This is a genomic window from Maribellus comscasis (genome assembly GCF_009762775.1).
Lineage (GTDB): Bacteria > Bacteroidota > Bacteroidia > Bacteroidales > Prolixibacteraceae > Draconibacterium > Draconibacterium comscasis.
Window position 1 is genome coordinate 3,715,787 of record NZ_CP046401.1, and the last position, 20,650, is coordinate 3,736,436.

General features: G+C 38.1%; 12 protein-coding genes. 4 read left to right on the forward strand and 8 right to left on the reverse strand.

Annotated features, from left to right (window positions below; all coding sequences use genetic code 11):
• Positions 1-4: 4 nt before the first annotated feature.
• The 5 genes from GM418_RS14640 to GM418_RS14660 all read right to left on the reverse strand — a co-directional run bounded on the left by GM418_RS14640 (position 5) and on the right by GM418_RS14660 (position 12,078).
• On the reverse strand, positions 5-2,818 hold the full coding sequence (locus GM418_RS14640; protein ID WP_158867566.1) for a hypothetical protein: 2,814 nt from the start codon (positions 2,816-2,818) through the stop codon (positions 5-7).
• Positions 2,819-2,847: 29 nt separating this feature from the next.
• A complete protein-coding gene (locus GM418_RS14645) occupies positions 2,848-4,584 on the reverse strand; it encodes a hypothetical protein (protein ID WP_158867568.1) in 1,737 nt (578 codons plus the stop codon).
• A 7-nt stretch (positions 4,585-4,591) separates the two neighbouring features.
• Positions 4,592-8,950 carry a lipoyl domain-containing protein gene (locus GM418_RS14650; RefSeq protein ID WP_158867570.1) on the reverse strand — a complete coding sequence of 1,453 codons (4,359 nt, stop codon included), beginning with the start codon at positions 8,948-8,950 and terminating at the stop codon, positions 4,592-4,594.
• Positions 8,951-9,057: 107 nt separating this feature from the next.
• Positions 9,058-9,282 carry a hypothetical protein gene (locus GM418_RS14655; protein ID WP_158867572.1) on the reverse strand — a complete coding sequence of 75 codons (225 nt, stop codon included), beginning with the start codon at positions 9,280-9,282 and terminating at the stop codon, positions 9,058-9,060.
• Between the two features lie 882 nt (positions 9,283-10,164).
• A complete protein-coding gene (locus tag GM418_RS14660) occupies positions 10,165-12,078 on the reverse strand; it encodes a sigma-54-dependent Fis family transcriptional regulator (protein WP_158867574.1) in 1,914 nt (637 codons plus the stop codon).
• Between the two features lie 171 nt (positions 12,079-12,249).
• Here GM418_RS14660 and GM418_RS14665 point away from each other — a divergent pair, with 171 nt between their 5' ends.
• Positions 12,250-12,807, forward strand: coding sequence for an OsmC family protein (locus GM418_RS14665; protein ID WP_158867576.1), 558 nt, complete (start codon positions 12,250-12,252; stop codon positions 12,805-12,807).
• Positions 12,808-13,084: 277 nt separating this feature from the next.
• Here GM418_RS14665 and GM418_RS14670 read toward each other — a convergent pair whose 3' ends face one another.
• Complete coding sequence (locus GM418_RS14670; RefSeq protein ID WP_158867578.1) at positions 13,085-14,590, reverse strand: TolC family protein; 1,506 nt, start codon at positions 14,588-14,590, stop codon at positions 13,085-13,087.
• Between the two features lie 13 nt (positions 14,591-14,603).
• The gene (locus GM418_RS14675) at positions 14,604-15,827 is read right to left on the reverse strand and encodes an efflux RND transporter periplasmic adaptor subunit (protein WP_158867580.1); all 1,224 of its coding nucleotides are present in this window, start codon (positions 15,825-15,827) and stop codon (positions 14,604-14,606) included.
• Between the two features lie 401 nt (positions 15,828-16,228).
• Here GM418_RS14675 and GM418_RS14680 point away from each other — a divergent pair, with 401 nt between their 5' ends.
• Positions 16,229-17,596: an outer membrane protein assembly factor BamB family protein gene (locus GM418_RS14680; protein ID WP_158867582.1), complete on the forward strand. Its 1,368-nt coding sequence runs from the start codon at positions 16,229-16,231 to the stop codon at positions 17,594-17,596.
• A gap of 80 nt (positions 17,597-17,676) precedes the next feature.
• Here GM418_RS14680 and GM418_RS14685 read toward each other — a convergent pair whose 3' ends face one another.
• Positions 17,677-18,378 (reverse strand): hypothetical protein, encoded by a 702-nt coding sequence (locus tag GM418_RS14685; protein ID WP_158867584.1) that lies wholly within the window; start codon positions 18,376-18,378, stop codon positions 17,677-17,679.
• A gap of 120 nt (positions 18,379-18,498) precedes the next feature.
• Between GM418_RS14685 and GM418_RS14690 the strand changes: the two genes are divergently transcribed.
• Both GM418_RS14690 and GM418_RS14695 read left to right on the forward strand, forming a co-directional pair.
• Positions 18,499-19,197, forward strand: a complete 699-nt coding sequence (locus GM418_RS14690) for a M48 family metallopeptidase (protein ID WP_158867586.1) — start codon at positions 18,499-18,501, stop codon at positions 19,195-19,197.
• Between the two features lie 95 nt (positions 19,198-19,292).
• A complete protein-coding gene (locus GM418_RS14695; protein ID WP_158867588.1) occupies positions 19,293-20,618 on the forward strand; it encodes a deoxyguanosinetriphosphate triphosphohydrolase in 1,326 nt (441 codons plus the stop codon).
• Positions 20,619-20,650 lie beyond the last annotated feature (32 nt).

Below are 20,650 nucleotides of genomic sequence, written 5' to 3' on the forward strand. Positions count from 1 at the left end.
TTAATTATCCGGGCAACAATTCCTCCAGTTTTATAGCAGCTCTCACCTGTTTTTGCATCATAACTTTGGCTATAAACGCAGCATTGTTCCATTGCTCTGTAAAAATGGACGGGCGAATTCCGTTCAGATATCCTTCAGCAGGAAGTTCCTGAAAATGCTGCCAGCTAAAATCGTTTTCACCTGTTCCTGGAATTGAATCCTCCGGCGTTTCATCGAGCCCAAATCGCAGTTCAGTCATCCGTTCTTCAAAAATGACAAAGTATTCAGCTGCTTCTTCCTTTCTTATTGGAAAACCGAGGAATACAATATCAGGAGGCATTTCACCCTCAAAAACAGGATGGGTTCGTAAGGCATTTTGCGTTAAGTCGGGCTTACCATCTGTTGTTTTCTTTACCAGGTAGATAAGTGTATTGCTGAATTTCTGCAGCAATTCTCCCCGAATAAGCAATACCAGTTGGTTTTGATTTTCCTGCTGGTTGTTAAATTTGCCCGGAACGGGATTATCTCCCAATCGGTTATTTTTGTCCCATTCGGAAAGTCTGTTAATATCTTTGTCTTCATCGCGGGTAAGCAGCCACTTTTCAACCGCATTTTCATATACATCAGAAATTTCCTTTTCAGTTTCGTTTGGTTCCGCGACAACATAAGTTGCTTCTATTTTTTCTAACGTATTGTAATTGGTTCCATGTTTTTTTCGAATATCATCCAGTAATTTCGAAGCAATTTCAGTTTCACGGAACGCTTTCTTCTCATTGTCATCCATAGAATAGATGGTGGTATCCCAAAAACTTCTGAAATAACTCCCACGTTGGTCTGTTGGAAATTCTCTCCATAACAATTCCGACGCCATTTCGTGATTTAAACCCACCATAAAAGCTTCAATAAAACGGCGATTGGTTTGCAAAAGTCCTACTGTGTTTTGCGGTACATTTTCAAGGCCCGGTAAAATATATTCCTGCGACATCTCCCTTAAAAAGTGGTACATCGGACGGTGAAATTCAGGGTACCATTTTACCGGGTGCAATTCATCCTCCGAATTGCTCTTTATTACTTTTGTTTTTTCAATATTCCGGAAATTACTTACCCGGTTTTTTATCCTCAGTTCTATCGTTTTTTTCGGATTTAAAGCTAAAATCGTTTTATCTATAATTTCTGAAAATGTTTTCTCAACCGGTTCAGCAACTGTTCCTGAAGGAGTAGCGGCAGCACTTGTTACCGAACTTCTAAGTCCGCTTACTTTAAAACTCAAATTAACCAAACTGGAATTAACAATAGGCTTAAATCCAGATTTCACTTGAGCAGACTTCATCTTGAAAAGAAATTTCTGTGTCTTTACATTTGTAAGTTTGTTCGTGATGGTGCTGCTGCTAAGAACTGCGCCGATTGTTTTTTCCGGTTCAAAAGCAATTTTATTTTTTACAGGTAAAGCCATTTTAAAAACATTGTTTGGCTTCATTTTTTCCAACCGCTTGAACATGTTATTGGAAATCTCCCTTCCAAACCTTCCCAGGTTGAGTTCCTGATTTACTTCTTGTACCTTACTTAACTGTTCCCATGCTGCTTTCATCAGTTTTTCCTGATTTTCTTTTACAAACTGCACTCCTAACCCGGCCGCTGCCCTGTGTCGGAAATCAAGATTCAACTCTTCCAGCCAACCGTTTGTGTTTTGAGGATCGTTGTTGATTGGTTTTCCTTCTCTGAAAGCATACCATTCGCCGTAAACCGGAGGAGCTACCCGTAATCTGGTTTCTTTTTGACCGTTTTCTTTTTGAATAATTTCTTTTCTTTTATTTAATAAATGGGTTAAAGCCTCTTGTTTCTGTTTGCTAACTGTAGCGTCCGGGCTATCAGTTGCGATGTCCATTCCCCAGGGCTGAACGCCTGTATCCAGAGATTTCAGTGCAGCTTCCATCTGCAAAACAAGTCCGGTATCCTCCTGCATTCCATACCCCGGATTACTACAGTCGATCGCGCGTGTTCCCATGTTCTCCAGGTCGCGGGGTTTTAGTTTTCGGACAAGATTTTCAAAATCGCCACCTGTACCAGTGCTAAATTCCCAATCGAAATAGTAGGGAACAATTTTGCCTGCCCCGTCGGCCGGAGTTTCCCATGTAAGTAATCTCCTGTCTTCGGTTTCACCAATATTACCCGTTGCAGCCTCGGCTCCGATTTTAAATGTGGGTATTAAAAAAGCATTATACCTGGTTTGCGGTTTCAATTTTCGTGGGCATAATAAACGACAAACCGTTTTTTGTGTCGCTATTTTTATGCTGTTTGCGATTTGCCCGGCAGAAATCCCTTCTGTGTCTAATTTATGCACATGTGCCCATCGCCACGATTCTTTTAGATCGGGTAAAATGGCGGTTGGTTTTAACTGAATTTGAGGCGGAAGTTCTTTGTTTGAATTTTGGATTTTTTCAAACTCCCCTTCCTCATCTCTATTTTCCGTTTTTAATACAATTAGCGCCAGCCAAGGAATCCAGTTGTTTTTGTCGGTAGTTTGCAGGCTGCTGAACCGCCACAAAAAATCGGGCCCGGAAAATTCAATAAAAGGTACCAGCGAAGTTTCAAAATTGTTGGTATTTGGAGAAGGCGCCAGACGCGAGATAACGTTTCTATCAATTCCCATTACATCTCCCGGCCCGAAAAGCGTAATATTTTTCTCAACAACTTCTGTTTTAGTTGAATCTTTGTCAGTAGCTGTAAGGGTAAGTTTTACCGGAACAATCATTCGCTGCCCCACCACATTTTCGTTCTCTGCAAGGGTTGCTAATCCCTGTCTCATGTATGGTAAAAAATAATTTACGCGTTGTGTCATTTTACAGCTTCTTTTTTTTTATTCAATCATCAAGACAACAGTTGGTCAAATTTCAACCCGCTGCTCCCTTCTCCTCTGCCTGCCAGTACTTTTCGGCCAAGCCATATGTAGGTTTTGCCATCGGCTCCCCGTACCCGTTGCCTGGTCAATTGTACCCGAACACCCGCCCGGGGAATGGCTTCTTCCCTGATCGAGAATAAATCGTTTTGGGCCAGTATAGATAACGGTTCGATATCAGCAGGCTCAGTATCTGCTTCGTTTCGCAACATTACTGCGCGACGCAGTTCGATATTACTGTCGTTATTTTCAATATGAAAAGGCAAATAAGGAATCCAGTTTGTTGGAACCTGGGTTGCCAGTCGAAACTGCGGCATTGCAGTTTCCCTTTTTTCGGGATTGATGAAGGGGCCATTTATTTCCAAATGATAATCATAGCCATTGACCGGTTTTCCCAGTTTATTACAAACTATTTTTTCAATTCCCCACACCATATTTGCGTATTCGTCTCGCAGGAAAAGAACTTCTTCCAACGGACGCGATTCCTGTCGAAATGTTGTAACAGGCGGCAAGTAGATAAATTGCTCTTCTTTTTTATACAGTTCCCGATTGTTTTTTCCTCTCTCCCTCAGCAAATCCGATGGCCTGATTTTGAATGCATCCCACACTTTTAGCGGGTTGGCATCTAAAAACTGACCAGTATTTTTATCATTATTAATAGTGGTTGTAACTCCAAAAACATCTCTTACCGTGATATAATTAATCCAACATATTTCACCTGCCTTCATTTCGAAAGGAATAGAGAACCAGTCGTTATCAGAAACCAGCGAAAAATCGATAATCATTAATTTTACCAGGTCTGACTGGTCGACTTCCATTCCAGACAAATCGAGTTTACTGTCTTCAAAAGCATACAACCGTTTATCGGGCATGGCGGCAAACGACACCCGCACTGGCATAAAACCATCCGAATCAGAAGCGTTTTCAGTTGGATTGACACCTATTTTGGAATCATCAAAAGAATACCAGTCGAGATGCCCGCTTTGATAATCAGGGGCATTCAATTGGATTTCTTTTTCACCGTGAACATTAAATTGATGAACCAGATTTTTTGATTGCCACGAAGATTTCTCTCCGGCTGGCAGGTAAAGCTCCTGATACCAGTTTTTAAGTTTATTTGTTACAGTTTCCAATGCTGTAAGATCTCCGGTTGGAAATTTATTTTTCAGAATACTTTCCCATAAACTTCCTCCGTTAATCACATTTCCAACCATCAGATTAAAAAAACGTTGTGATTTTTGATCTGTCTTTTCATCCTGATTTAGTGGAAATTCTGTTCTCAGTTTCGTTATAAAATTCTCAGATTCACTTGTTGAAAAATTTGTTTTAATGAGTTCTTCAAACTTTTGTCCAATCCGCACGTTATCACGCAAGTTCACAGGGCGAGTTTCCATTGCTTCCACCCGTGCTTCCAGCGGAACATTTCCAATTTCTTTTTTCGATTCGGAGTTCAGAAAGGAATAAAAATTAAGCATTTCCTTTCTGAAATTGGCATTAGCGCTAACAGGAGAACCGTTGTCTTCGCCTTTAAATTCACCAAACTGCCATTGCCGTCCCAACATCCACAACGGATCGGCAGTTCTCATTTCGAGGCCTGATTCATCATCACCGCTTCTGGAACGCCCTTCCAACCTGAATTGCGGTATAAAACCTGGCATCCCCTGTTCAACAGGAAACAGATTTCGTTTTATTTTAAAGTATAAACTCATGCCTTTTTTACTTGTTTCCGGGAATATTAAACCAATAAGTCATTGGCAAAACATAACCATATTCCTGAATTGCATCCAGATCCACCATTCGTATTTTGTACAAATCCATAGTGTCGTAAATAATATCTCTGAGATCGTCTTCCGCCCAGAAGAAATCACTCTCTTGCCCTGCCTTGGGATGAACAGCCAGTAAAAGTGCCTGTGGTGGTTCGTTGTTCGGGATGTTATAATTGAAGCTTAGTCCTGTATTCATTTTGGCATTGGGAATGTATTCGGAGAATTCTTCGATTACCAATCCAAAAACCGGGTTTTCTAACATAAGATCTTTGTGTGCGTACAAAACGGTACTTTCACTACCTTCCGGATAATAGGTGTCATCTGACAAGGGATAGGTTTCACCTGTAATTGAATCTTTGTAAATTGATTGTGAATCAAATTGTTTTTCCGCCAGAAGATCGATTTCCTGTTTTGATAGCGCAATCCACGGATATTGTAATAAAGTAGGTCCCTGAACAACCGTGTAATGTGATTCCGTTACCAATCCCATAGTATGATTCCATACACTTTTGACTAACAGCCAATCTTCAAACAGTTCTGAATTTTCGTGAATTTGGGCAATGCCCTGTATCCAGTTTTTGATGCGTTCCTGTCCCCACACGTGTTCCGCATCATTATCGGCCGAATTGCCAACCAGAAGTTGTTGTTTTTTACTATTGACCACCTCGTTGAAATTAGCAGAACCAACTGCAGGAGGTAAAAGAATAAACGTTTCTCCGAAAAGAATTCCGGCAACCTGTTGTAACAATCCAAAAGCGTTGTTAAAAACACTCTGTGAATCGTATTTCGAAAGCAGTATTTCAGCTGATGTTATTTTTGTTTCAATTGCATTTTTCAATTTCCCGGTGTCCACCGAAGTATTTTCAAGGTAAGCCGTTTTAGCCGGTTCAAAATCCAGATTTGACAGGAATTGTAACACGCGTTTTTGCGTCAAATCAGAGGCAGCTATTGCTTTCAAATGGTCTATAACAGGAATTAATCGCTTATCTTTTATTTCATCCAGGGCTTTCCTGTTGTACCGGGTGGTTTCACTTTCCATCGTCAAATCATCCGATTTTAAATACCGACATTTGTTTAGCAATACTTTGGCAGTTCTTACAACCTCAAGCGCCTGAGCCAGTGAATGACTATTTTCGGGACGGGTATCCGTAATTACATATTTTGTTTTCTCAGATAAATTTCCTTTTTGTTGCACCACTGCATTTCGTATTCGTAATTCCAGTTCGCCGGCGCCATCGGAAACCGGGTCTTCACTCAGGTAGAAAAAGTCCAGGTAGCTGATATTCAGATTTTTTAAGGTGACTTCTACTGTGTCTTCCAGGCTATCATTCTGGATATTGCGAAGTTCCACCAAACAGGCTACTTGTTCCATTGATCCGATATTCTCTTTCAACCATTTTTCAAGGTTAGGTTCTGCAAAAGCGCGTGTATTTTCAATGGTGAATTGCTCGGTACCGGGTTGAAAAATCATAACCAGTTTGTGTTTGATCCCGGTTCCCGGAATTTTTGTTTTCAGGGATTCTATTTGCGGTGGTTCAATTTCGCCTTTGGTAGCATCGATAGCAGCGGCTGCCCGCGTTAAATTCCCTTGTGTTACCTGGTAACCTGCTTCATAAAAGAGAGTGTCCAGGCTGGCATCCATTGAATCTTCCAGCTTTTCGATTTGCTTTTTCACCTGCTCTTTCACCTGGGCATTGATTTCCGCAGGAAGGCTTTCTTTATTTTTAATCGCTTTTAATCCATCAATTACGCTTAAATTCACAAAGCCGGTTGATTCTCCGGTTGCATTTTCATAAAGAGGAAATTTCTCTCTTAGTGTATAGATCTCCCGGTGCAGATTATTCTCGTGAAGATGGCGCTCCAACTGGTAACCTAAAAGTGCCTCCAGTTGCTGTCCCTGGCGGATACCTTCCAGTAAGAACTCTCCTTTTTGTAAACGATCTGATGTCAGATTTACAGCAAACGGATTGCTTTGCTCTTCATCTTTATGTGACAAAAAAGAATTCTTAAAAACGGAAGAGGCAATGGTTTGTGCTACACCGGGAGTGTGAATAATTCCGCCGGCTTCGCGATAAATGTCAGTAAGCGATTCAGGATTTACCGGAGTCGCATCTTTTTCCAAATCTTCAATCCAGCCATACGTGCCAAAATAGATACCCTTTTCATGATTGGGATTGCTTCTCAGTTCTTCAATTTTACGGGCTGCCAAAGAGGAAATCCATGCATCCAAACGATAACTGTTTAAGTCGACTGCTTCGCCAATGGCTATTTTTTGCGCTTCTTTTTGCTCTTTACCTTCAGGAATGGCCTGAATTGAGTTTATGATTTCCTGCCCCATATTGATAAATGAAGCTTTCATTTTATCAAACTTTATTTCATCCTTCAGGGTAAACAGGGGAGTACCAGGCGAAATATTTTCGCCTGCTTGTACCAGTATTTTTGTGATTGTCCCATCAAACGGCGCTGAAATCGTTACGCCTTTTGAGTTTGCTCCCTCGATGGTGACCACAGCATCCCCTTTTGCAATACCTGAACCTTCCGGTTTTTCTATGGAAGAAATTTTGAATCTCTGGCTGGCTAATAACTCATTTGCAAGTTCAGGTTCGAAAATAATTTCACGGAAATACAATTGACATGCATTGATGTAGCTTCTTACAAAAAGATCCGTAAATAAACTTAGATCGCCTTTGTATTGCACTAACTCATTTCCCTTTTGATTCTTAATAGAGTTTATAAAATCCTGAAATTTCCCTGGGTCTTCTTCCGCAAATGAAAAACTATCAGTACTGCCGGTTGTTAATTTTTTCCCTTCCTGATCTGTTAGAATAGCTTTTCCATCTTCAAATCCAACAAGATTTGTGTTTCCGTCGGCAAAACTTAAAATGGGAGCGCGAAGGAACTGATCAATTTGTGCTGAAAATTCCTTTTCATCCAAATTAAATAAACCGGCAAGCGACGTTACGTTTTCCTGAACATTTTCGAAATCTCCCCCCATTCCTTTTAGAGAATTTATTGAAGTAGGAGATGGGTGATTTTGAAGGAATCCGTATAACTTGTTTTTGAAGGCCTTATATTCCAATGCGCGAATATGCCAGCTGCCGGAACTCTCCTGCATACTCAGTATTTTAAGGATCTCTTCAGGTGTGTCGCCGCCAAGCAAGCGCGGAACCTGTTTATGATTTTTTGCCATTAAAAGCCATCGCTTCATCAATTGTGCAAAAAGGACCAACATTTTATCAAATAGCTTGTCACTTTCACGTATATCTCTGTTCTCCGGTAAGAACACGTTGCTGATATTCATCACAGGAAGAACTCCGTATGGTTGATTACCGATTTTTAACGCCGAATATAAACCCCTGGTTTTTACATATTTTGAGTAGTGCTGCCATATTTTTTCATGGGTTTTGTTGCTTAACTGGTTCCCCAAAAGCATAAAAAGTGGTTGAGCTCCTAAAGCAAACCAACTGGCTTTTTGAACCAGCTCGTTAAGCAATGGCGGTATTTCATCGGCATGCTGAACATGTTTTAGAAGGTCGCCTTCAAATCCCAATCCTTTGCCAAGGTACTTTCCATATGTAACAGCATGGATATTTGGAACCGTTGCAGTTTCATCTTCTCTTTCAAGATTTAGTCCTTCTACCGTATATTTATAACTATCAGCTACTTCAAATTCATTTCTTGCAGAATGTCCACTTTTTACATTTTCAGTATTGTTGGTTGGCGTACCATAATTTAAAAATGAGAATCCTTCAGTGTATTGATGATTTTTAAGTAAATCGGCCAGGCCTTTGGCCGGGGTCATTGGATTTTCATCGTACCGGAACCCGCTGACAATTACTTTTTCAAATTTTGTATCTGCCGGGTCAATTTTGATTTTTATTCCCATACCCGCCTGAATGGCTTTGTCAAAATCCTGCAGCCACTCATCTCCTTCTCCCAGAACTGATAGCCCGTTACGGTCAATAACAGAACCATCTTCTTTATAAGTTGGCTTTTGCTCGCCCTCTTTGTACACATAAAAAACCAACCTGTCGGGCAACCACTTAAAATAAAAAGAGGGCTCATGGTCCGTAAAATCGTTGTTGTTTTCCTGTTGTTGTAATTCTTTATCACTTATTTGGACAATCCAGGAAGAACGATATACACCATATTTTGAGACCAATTCCTCCCATGCTTGTTTCTTTTGCTCTTTTATGGTTAGTTTTTTAAATGCTTCAGCATCTTTTTTTTCCTCTTTAGAAAGATTGGGATTATGGCTTTGTAAAAAAACAGCATCGGGGAAAACTCTAATCCATAGTTCGTCTCCCACAAACCTCGTTTCAAGTTTTAGTGGAAATAACAAAATTGGTATGTTAGAAACTGGATTTGGCATAGATATTTGTTGATGTTAGAACCTCAAGTCCCAAAAAATCACGATTATTTTTCAGAATTTTTAGCCGTTTCCAAATCATGATTTGCATCTTTTGAGTTTACAGATACATCACTACCAATTAATTCTTCCAATACCTGAATAGCCCCGCTAATGCGAAGCATAGTATTACTAAGGTTGGTGGTTTCCTGCTCCAATACAATTAACCGCTCCTGACCTTTTTTATACTCTTCTTTTAATTCTTTAAGACGCGCCTCTATCTCTTTATTCATTTCTGCAGATTTGGAAATAAATGCATTGGGCTTTGGCTAAATCCAAAGCTTTTACAAATTATTCATTTTTAAATATTTTTATTCAGAATGAAGACCAGGTATTATCTATCGCGCTAAATATTAGTGTTTTGATTTAATGGTGATATTAATACCCGTTTGTATTTATTTAAACAAGTTATGACATTGTAATCAAAAAAACAATTGATGATTTGGAATTTTTAAAAATTAGTTCTGATAAAGAGAGCTTAACCGTGACGAGTATACACAAATAATTTTATTTCCATTTTAGGCGGATATTTTTATACAATAAAAGAACGGATACTAAATTATTGTTGGTTAGTAAAATCAGGAATAAAACGACTGAATGTTTGTAATTAAAATAATTAACCAAATACTTAAAAAAAATAGCACCGCAATGAACATTTTAATAACAGGAGCTACCGGTGTACCGGAGAAGAGAATGGTTAAAATGCTCTTTGGGGAAGCCTGCTCTGTTACCGGACTATCTCATACTGCAAAGCAAAATCAAGACAATTACATGATATAAGAACTTCATCCGTAGCCGTCAATTTTTTTAAACTGAGGCGTTGGCAGATGCTACCCGTGACTCCAATGCCATATTTCACCTAGCAACAATTATTGTTTAAAAAAGAACAGCCTCTGGTAAAAGGGAAAGCCTTTTATACAATGCTGAATTGCTGCGAAATTGCTTTTATAGAAAAATACCTTTGGATATTTGACTAATTCACATAGAATCAAAAGGAACCCATTGTTGCAAGAATTAAAATTTACAAAAGGAAACTTGTTATCAGAAATTTCAGATATGATGAAAAAAAATGATGGAATCAAATAGTTGAATAATAATATTTGATAATTCCATATCTACAAATAGTTATTACCCGGTTTGATGCCAAATTTTGCTAATTTTGAATTAAGTGTTGTAGGTGGAATTCCCAGCAATTTCGCTGCTCCATTAGCACCAAAAACTTTCCCGCTGGATATTTTAAGAGCAAGTTGAAGATTGTTTATTTCCATCTTTTTCATTTCATCATAGGTAACAACAGTGTCAGGTTTCTTTGTGTCTGTTTTTCGCGAATTATTATTCTTATCAAGTATAATATTTAGATTTCCACTTTGTGCAGTTATAACCGCCCGTTCTATAATATTTTGTAACTCCCTTACGTTGCCCGGCCAGGAATAGTGCAAAAGTTCATGTCTGTTTACGTTGTTTAAATGAAGCTTGCTTTTACCGTATTTACCGCAATATTTTTTTAGAAAAGTTTCAGCCAGCAATAAGATATCCACACCGCGTTCACGCAATGGTGGCACAGAAATCGGAAAAACATTTAGCCTGTAAAACAGGTCTTCCCTAAAGATTTTATTTTTAACAGCATCCTTTAAATTGCGATGTGTTGCAGCTACTATTCGTACATCTACTTTTCGCGATATTGAACTTCCAACAGGCTCAAACTCACCCTCCTGAACAACCCGAAGCAGCTTAGCTTGCAAGGCAAGTGGCAATTCGCCAATTTCATCTAAAAAAAGTGTCCCATTGTCAGCTAATAAAAAGCGACCTTCTCGGTTCTCTGTGGCTCCCGTAAAAGCTCCTTTTGAATGCCCGAATAATTCACTCTCAATCAAATCAGAAGGTAATGCTGCGCAGTTAACAGCAATGAAAGTTTTATCCCGGCGATTACTTCGTTTATGGATTTCTTTGGCAATTAACTCTTTTCCCGTCCCTGTTTCTCCTAAAATAAGTACTGTTGAATCTGTCGGAGCTACCTGGTTAATCTGAACAAAGACATTTTTCAATGCATCACTCTTACCCACAAGATTATTTGATAGCTGATCGCTGAATTGCTCTTTTAACAGAAATGTTTCAATAGTAAGTTTTCTTATCTCTTTTTTGTTCTGTAGTTTCTCATTAATATCCCGAATATATAGTGCATAAAAAATGTTATTTTCATATTCGTACCGCGAAAGAGTCGCATCAGCCGGAAAGAAATTGCCATTAGTTTTCAAGCATTTAAGATGCCCCTGTATCCAAACAGAAGCAGGTTGTTCGTTTCCTGTTGTTAGAAAAGGGGTTGTGTTTAGAATTTTTTGAAAGGAATCTTTTCCCAAAAAATTACTGACCTGTTTATTCAAAAAATTGTCTTCTTCCGCCTCGAATGTTTTAAATGCAGCTTCATTGGCCTGGATTATTACAAGGTCTGAATTTAACTCAAGGATTGCATCCATTGTCCCGTTTAGCAGCCGGTTTATTTTTGCTTCACTTTGTTTTAACAGATTTTCGTAATGTATTCTTCTTATTTCAGCCTGTGCCCGGCTGGCAAAAATTTTAAATATCAAAAACACTTCAGGAATTTCTTTCATTGGTTTCTGATCCAATAGAGCCAAATGACCTAATACTCTGCCGTCTTCACCTCTCAGTGCAAGTCCCATATAACTAACTGCTCCCAAGGGAGGTAAATCCGGGTCGCTCGGGTATAATTTAATTACATTATTGGGAATATGACAAATTTGTTTAGTTCCGAGTACCGGTTCACATGGCGTACCTTTTACATCGTATTCATATTTTTCAATAAACTTTCCGTTCAGCCAAAATGCCAAAGCATTAAGCCTGTTTTCTTCTGTTTTATATTCAGTAACCCATACTCCATAAACCTGAAGTACCTCGGCCAGACTTTTTACCAGCGAACGGAAAAATAATTGGCCGGTAAATTCTGATGTTCCTTCAAAAATTCTTTTCAGAGATATTAAAGAAGGAGTTTTCCTTTGTGATTTTGATTCCATTTTATCTACGACTTTTCGTAAATAAAATTACGAAATTTCGTAATAATACGACTTTTCGCAGTATTTGCTTTTTTTATTTCTGTTTGTAATATGCTGATAGACATATTTTTATAGTTAGTGGCATGCCGTGTGAAAAAGAAATGGCATCATGTTTAATCTAAATTTTTAAAAATGGAAACTTTAACAAAAAAAATTAATGGTTTTAAATCAGAAGAAATTGTAACAACAGTTCAGGCGCTGCAAAAAGATCCGTCTTTGGCCTATTTTGAATTCCGGGCAAGAAATAAATGGATGAGTGGTGGACATAACCGTAGCACGATTAGAGACTTTTACGGCGGCGGTGAAGAAGATACCTCGCGAAAAAAAGCGTTTGTTTTTGATAATGGAGAGCCACCAATCCTTTTAGGTGATAACGAAGGAGCCAACCCGGTAGAATACGTCTTAAATGCTTTGGCTGGTTGCATGACCACCACAATGGTTCTTCATGCAGCGGCTAATGGAATCGAGCTGAAGAGTGTTGAATCAGAATTGGAAGGTGAGCTGGATGTTCAGGGATTTCTGGGATTGAATGACCAGGTAAGGAACGGCTACAAGCAAATTCGTGTGAAGTTTAAAATAGATGGGGACATAACTGAAGAACAGAAAGAGAAACTTTACGCTTTTACACAAATGTCTCCGGTTTTTGATGTGGTTACCAACCAGGTGCCAATAAATATTGTTCTTGACTGAATTAAATTATGCGTCCACCTTTTTTTGTGGGCGCATAATAACCGCCTCTTTTATGAAAAACCTCTCATGGAGGACTTTCATTTTTTTGTATCCAGTTGTCTCAGCAGGGTTATTTCTGATGCTGTGTAATGTCAGAATTAATTTTTCTATCGAGGATCAAAAAAAGGAAATTACTTGGTTAATTGTATTTTGCTGCTCGTCAATCATCATCTCTGCTTTTATAAATCTACAACAGCATCAAAATCTAACCTACTCAAAAAAAATGTTTCTGATGTTTTTAAAAAACAGATGGAGTTGGTGTTGCTTCCAACATAGGATTCGTATACCTTATATTTTGCCTTATTTCAAAGTCGAATAAGGTCAATTCCCGCAACCGGTAATAAGCTACCCAGTAATTTTGGATGGAACGGATATAATCGCGTTTTGCACTTTCGCGTTCCTGCAGTGCAATGTTTAAATCGGTGATGCTTAACTCTCCATTTTGAAATTTTTTTAATGCTATTTTATATCCGTTTTCTGCTACTTTGTCCGCTTCATTGGCGGTTTGCAACTGATCTTTTAAAAGGCCAAATTGTTCAACCTGCACAATTACCCCTCGTTCAAAATCTTCAATGTCTTTGTTCACATCGTAAATGGTAATTTCACGTTCCGATTCGGCCAATTTTACTGTTGATGCCGATCTCCCCCAATCCAGAATGGGAATGCTTAATGAAACACGCATTGTTCGGTCTTTTTCCGGATGATCATAAATGCCCAAAAACTCATCAGCACTGTTTGATAATCCAAAACTGCCCTGAAGTGTCGCGCTTAGACCGGTGCTACTTTTAGCTTCTGCAAGCTCCCGGTCGGCATTTATTAATCTGCGTTGAAAATAGGTTGTTTCTTTCCGGTTTTCTTTTGCTTTTTCAAGAGCTAGATCGGGGTCTATTTCAAACAGAGTTATGTTTAAAGGGATAATCAATTCGATATCGCGGGTTTGTTCAAGTCCAATGTACGATTTAAGTTCAAAATCAGCATTTTTTAAATCCATTCGTGCCTGGTTTAATGCTTTTTGTGCATTTAAAACTGAGAGCTCAATACGTGAGTAATCATTGTCAGATATTTGTCCAAGTTCTTTTTTTGTTTGTGAAATACGCAAATTGTCTTCACTGTTTTTAAGGTTGGTTTGTGCCAGGTTAAAATTTGTTTGTACCGTCAGGTAAGTAAAAAACTGATGAGTTGAGTTGAGTGCGATTTCCTCAATTTGTTCAACAAATTGTTTTTGGGCTTCGTCATAAATCATCGGTTCGGTTTTTTTGTACCATTTCATCCAGTTATATGAAAATAGAGGTTGCCGGAAACCGATGGAAAAAGGAGTACCAGAGAAGCTGTTTTCGTCATTTTTTAAATTTCTGATCCCGTAAGCCGAAGTACCGGCCCAAATACTTGTTCCTACTGAGGGGATTGATTGGTTTAAAGATAAAGTTGAGGAGGCTGCAAGATTTGAAATCGGTTTAAACTCAATACTCCCATCTGGTTGGGTGACAGGACTTGTGGTTTTTGAATAATTTGGAAATTCCCCTGAAAGAACCAGTTGTGGTCTGAATCTGGTTTTAAAATTTCGGTATCTCCAGTAGTAATTTACGTTTCTATTTTGAACATACTTTATGGCCGACGATTGCTCAATAGCCATCGCAATAACATCGTCAAGAGTTAATACATATTTAAATGTATCAGTCTGTGCAAACAGTGGGTTTAAAACAATTAAAAAAGCCAATACCAAAAAGCCGGTTTTTATCCTCATTTTAATTCGCTGTTTAATTTTTTATTTCTATTTCATTCAAATGCCGGTAAAAATTCGCTCCGTCTGAAATGATTACTTCTCCTTCATTTAATCCAGATACCACTTCACACGAATCATAGCCGATTAAACCAATGTTGATTTCCTTTTTTATTGCTTCGTTTCCATCAATAACAAACACCTTGTAGCTTCCGCTTTTTTCAAACTCAGGCAGTTTTTTTACACGCAGAACGTTTTGTTTTGAATTGTTTATAATTTTTATTTGAACCTGCTGGTTGGCAATTAATTTGGGATGATTGCTGTTTTTCAGATGTACGTTGAACTGAATCTTACTATTTTCAACCAAAGGAGTAATATTTCCAATTCTACCTTCCAGCGTTTCATCGTCTATTGTTACTAGTACCTGTTTCCCGGTTTTTATTTGTTTTGCATTCTGCTCCTCAACTGACCCAATGATTTTGAACGTAGTTAAATCCGACATTCGAACCAGCATCCGGTCTGAATTTACCTTCTCTCCTTCATGACCGTTTATTGCCAGAATAATACCAGAAGAAGGAGCTCTGACAGTCAATTTATTTAACAATTCCATTTTTTCTTTCAGAACTTTTTCATCCATATTTATTTGAAGTAAAAGTCCTTTCTCATCTGCCGCCAGTTGTTTTAATCGTATCGAGTTTTTTTCAATAAGAGTTTGAAGGTCTTTTTCTGCAAGTGTTATTTCCTGTTTGGTCTGCTCTAGCCTGGCTGGTGATATTCCCCCAACTTCGAGCAGTTGTTTTTGATCCGCAAGTTGCGATTTTAGCGAGCTGATTTTTAGTTTTTTAACTTCCTCATTGTATCCTAGATCGAGCCGTGTGCCCTGTGCATTTAATCTGTTTTTTTCAAGGTTGTTTTTCTTAACTTCCAATTCATCCGAGAGCCGTTCAATATCGGACTGAACCTGTTCTTTGTCCAGAATCAATATCGTCTCACCCGCCTTAACACTACTTCCGGGTTCTTTCAGGATTGTTTTAATAATGCTGGTGGCTGGACTTAAAATAAGCACTTCATTTTCCGATTCGACAACTCCCGATGCGTTGATTGCTGAAACTACATTGCCCCGCTCGATTACTGACGTTTCAAAATTTCCTTGTTTTAGGTAATTCGGTACAAAAATCCCCGAATAATATGTTACAATTACTGCAATTGCTACTATAAGTGCAATAATAATAAACAGTGATAATTTTTTTTTGATTTTCATAGATATAGCTGGTGTTAGATAGCAAGTTACTTTTTAGAGAATATAGTTGGTTCGTATAAAATGTTTTTAAAAACAATAAAATTATTGGCTGCTCAAATTTAGCAAAAGAAAATAAAGATTGAATTGTATTGTTTAAAGTTAAATTAATATCTGGCTTTGGTGTGGAGAAGAATTTGTATGCTGAAGTTTTCATTAATGTTTTCCGGAAACAATATTTTTCGGGCTTTTAACTGGATTGCATTTTTATTTGTATTGTTAGTATATTATTTGACGTTTGCAGTATATGTTGTTGGTTGTGAATTTGTTGTATTGTTTATTTTTGACTCGTTGCAGACTTCTTCCAAATTTGATATATTTACTTCAATAGAATCTTAATTACTTAAAAACCAGAAACAACCATTATGAAAAGAAAAGTTACTAACCATTTGTTCATTTTGTTTTTATTTTTTGCATTCTTTCTTTCATCTTGCACAACCAACAACTGGTCACAATTTCGCGGACCGGATTTTAACATGGTTGTAATTGGAAAGAATTTACCTACGGAGTGGGGCGATAGTTTGAATATTCGCTGGACTGCCGACATGGATGGTGAAAGTTGGTCTTCACCAATAATCTACGGAGACAAGGTGTTTTATTCTTCCGCTGTTTTAGTTAAAAAAGCTCCTGTGAAAATACAGGAAAATGAACCTGAACAGAAACAGGGAAATGGAGATGCTCCTCCACCGCCTCCGGAAGATAATAGTTATTTGGAAGATATTTATCGCTGGCAAATAAGCTGTTTGGATTTAAAAACAGGAAACGAATTATGGAAGAAGATTTCTTTTGAAGGAAATCCCCGAATAAAAAAACATGCAGGCAGCACTTATGCGTGTGAAACTCCGGTAACTGACGGTAAAAGAGTCTATGTATATTATGGGATGGTAGGAGTGTATTGTTACGATTCAGGAGGTGGTTTAATCTGGGAAAAGGATTTGGGTGCCTATCCTACTTTAAACGGCTGGGGAACAGGTTCTTCTCCTGTTCTTTATAATAATGTTCTGTATGTGCTTGTCGATAATGAAGAGAATTCATTCCTTGTGGCTCTTGACGCAGTGACGGGAGAAGAAAAATGGAGAAAATCGCGCGATGAAAAAACAACTTATAGTACACCTGTTATTTGGGAAAATGGTCATAGAACAGAACTGGTTACTTTAGGGAGTAAGGCCCGGTCCTATGATCCGGAATCCGGTGAATTATTATGGGAATTGGAGCTTGGAGGACGATTTGCAATTCCCTCACCCGTTTTTGATGACGAAGCAATTTATTTTGGGAATGCAGGTGGTCCCGATGCAGTGGGGCCGTTGTTTGCTGTAAAAGCCGGGGCAGACGGAAATATTACTCCCGCTGAAGGAGAAACAACAAGTGACGGAGTAATTTGGTTGGTTCCTGAGGCCGGAGTGGCAAATCCATCTCCACTTTTATACAATGGATTAATTTATATTTTGTCAAGTCGCGGTGGCGAAATAAGTTGTTTTGATGCCTTAACGGGTAATTTGGTTTACAAAGAAAAGATTGACGGAGTTGGTGCATGCTGGGCTTCACCATGGGTATGCGACAATAAAATTTACTTCTACGATGAAAGGGGAAATACCCGGGTTTTGAAGGCAGGAAGAGAATTTGAATTGGTTTCAGAAAATTCGATAGACGATAAATTTTGGGCTTCGATTGCGGTAGCTAATGGTGCGTATATTTTTAAAGGAGTTGAAAAAATATACTGTATTGGAAAATAGCAGGGATGTTTTTTTAACACAATAGAAAATACGATAAGAAATAAGGCTACCTGGTTGAGGTAGCCTTATTTTTATTCTTGTTATCTGATTTTTTCCAGATATAGTTTCCTGATTTTTGAGAGATATTCGGAATCCAGCTTGTTGGAACGAATACGAACCACTTCATACAGTTTTCCATCTTTGTAAAAAGATCCACTGGCGGCATCATATTCATGCCCTTCCCAGTTGTATTTTACATCCATCGAAACTTTTACAAATGCTTCATAGTGTAAAAATTTTGGAATTTCAATATATCCAAATGTTGGTTCATTCACATCAACATAAACGCCGTCTCCCTGTTTCTCAAGCATCATAAATTTTACAATTTTCACTTCTGCTTCAAGTTTTCCTTTCAGGCGTTTGTTCATCAAAAATTTAATCCCATGTTGCAAATAAGCTTCCTGAATTTTTTCAACCAAATCAAGATCGGGGAGATGCCTGACACGAATTACGTTTAAGAATTCAGAACCAATCTGCATATATCCTTTTCCTGCATCAAAATTCCACTTGTATTCACGCTCAATGTTTTGAGTAGCCCGAAGCACTTCTTCCAAAGGATATTGTTTCTCAAGAACCAGGTACAAATAAATGGGTTTTACATTCATCGGGGTTTCATGATAATACCCGGGGAAAGGATTTAATGAATCAAAAACCAGGCTGCCCGGAAGAATTTTTTCTTCTATCGCAACCACTGTATCGTATTTTGTGAGGTTCCCAAATACTTCCATTTTTTTTCGTTCCATAAATTATTTTATTTAGTCAGATTGAAATTAGCTGTATAAATTTTTAATACTAAAAATGCTGAAAAAAGGTTCAGCTCGTTTCATATTAATATCTTTGATTTTATTTTTCTATATAAACGAATGACAAATAAAGTAGTTCAAATTAACGACATCGGAAAAGTAACTTTTTACCCTAACCGACGATCTAAAAATATAAAGATAAGCGTAAAACCCGATAAATCCGTGCTGGTTTCATTTCCTTATTTTGTATCGAACTACGAAGTAGCAACATTTGTTCAAAAGAATGCAGGATGGATTCGGCGGCAACAGGACAAATTTGAGTTAAAAAAGAATCGGGTAAAAGCCGGTGATGAGATAAAAACAAAATTACATACGGTCGTTTTTTGTGAAGCTGAAAAAAATAAAGTTGAGCACAAAAGTGAAACAATCAAAATATTTGTAAAGGATTTTGACACGGAACAAGCGCAACTTTTTATTGAAAAAGTTTTAACGGAAATTTACCGTTTTGAAGCCAAACGATTTCTTCCGGAAAGATTAAGGCAACTGGCTAATATATATAAATTTAATGTAAATACCATTACAATCAGGAATAACCGCCGGAACTGGGGAAGTTGTTCTTCGAGAAACAATATTAGTTTGAATTTACAAATGATGAAATTGCCCGATGAACTGATTGATTATATTTTGTTACACGAACTTGTTCATACTAAAATAAAAAATCATGGACCCGAATTTTGGAAAAAATTGAATGAGATTACTGGTGGAAAAGCAAGGGAATTGGCTAAACAGGTAAAACAATATTCAACCTACACTTTGTAATGCGCAGCAAATAATAAATCTCAAACTTCAATTGGTTTTGGATTTTTACGATTTCTTTGGACAGATTAAATATTTTAGCAGTATAAAAATTTAGAATGGACTGGAATAAATTGCTTTCAACAAAACGTTTGGGGATGGAAGACTGGGAAACATCGAAAAAGAAAGAAGATCGCTCCCAGTTTCAGCGTGATTATGACCGGATTATTTTTTCATCGCCTTTTCGGCGGATGCAAAATAAAACACAGGTATTTCCATTGCCGGAACATATATTTGTGCACAACCGGTTGACACACAGTCTGGAAGTGGCCAGTGTAGGACGTTCGCTTGGAAACTTACTTTCTGAAAAAGTTGATTCGGAAAGTAACCTGGTTTCCGAAATCGGAACAATTGTTTCAACAGCTTGCCTGGCGCACGATTTGGGGAATCCGCCATTTGGTCATTCTGGAGAAGTTGCTATTTCCAATTTTTTTACCAACGATGCAGGTATTGAATTCGAGAAAAAATTAGATGTAGGCGAGTGGAAAGACTTAACCCATTTTGATGGAAATGCCAATGCCTTTCGCTTGTTAACTCACCAGTTTAACGGGAAACGACCGGGTGGTTTTGCGCTTACTTATGCAACTCTGGCTGGCATTGTAAAATATCCTTTTGAATCGGTTTGGGCAACAAAACAAAAGTTTGGCTTTTTTCAGTCGGAAAAAGAGGATTATTTAAAAATAGCAGGTGAACTGGGAATTGAAATGCTCCCGGAGAAAAGAAATCAATTCCAACGACATCCGCTGGTTTACCTCGTGGAGGCGGCTGACGATATTTGTTACCAGATTATGGATTTGGAAGATGCATTTAAACTGGGGATTTTGAGTTACGATACAACAAAGGAACTTTACCTCGATTTTTATCACCCTGTGCAAGACAAAAAATCGCTCGGAAGTATTGAAAATACACTTCGGCGTGTAACAGATAGAAATGAGCAAATCAGCTATTTGAGGGCCGGAGTTATTGGGAAACTGATTCATGAATGTATGGATGTTTTTGTACAAAACCAGGATACAATTATGAACGGTGTTTTTGAAGGAAGTTTAATCGGTGCGATTCGTGAAAAACAGTCAGAAGCAATGAAAGTAGTAAAGGAAATTTCATTTTCAGAGGTCTACAATCATCGGTCGGTAGTTGAGATTGAAATTGCCGGATACAAAATTATAGGAACTTTGCTTGAAGAGTTTATCAGCGCAGTAATTCAGCCAGGGAATTTATACAGTAAAAAAATTCTTTCCTTGCTGCCCGGGCAATATAAAATTGAAAGCGATTTATTGTATCCCAAAATTCAGTCGGTTGTAGATTTTATATCCGGGATGACCGATATTTTTGCCCTCGATTTATACCGGAAGATAAAAGGAATCAGTTTGCCCGAAGTGGTATAGAGAAGTCACAGCGTTCAGTCACAGTTTGCTCT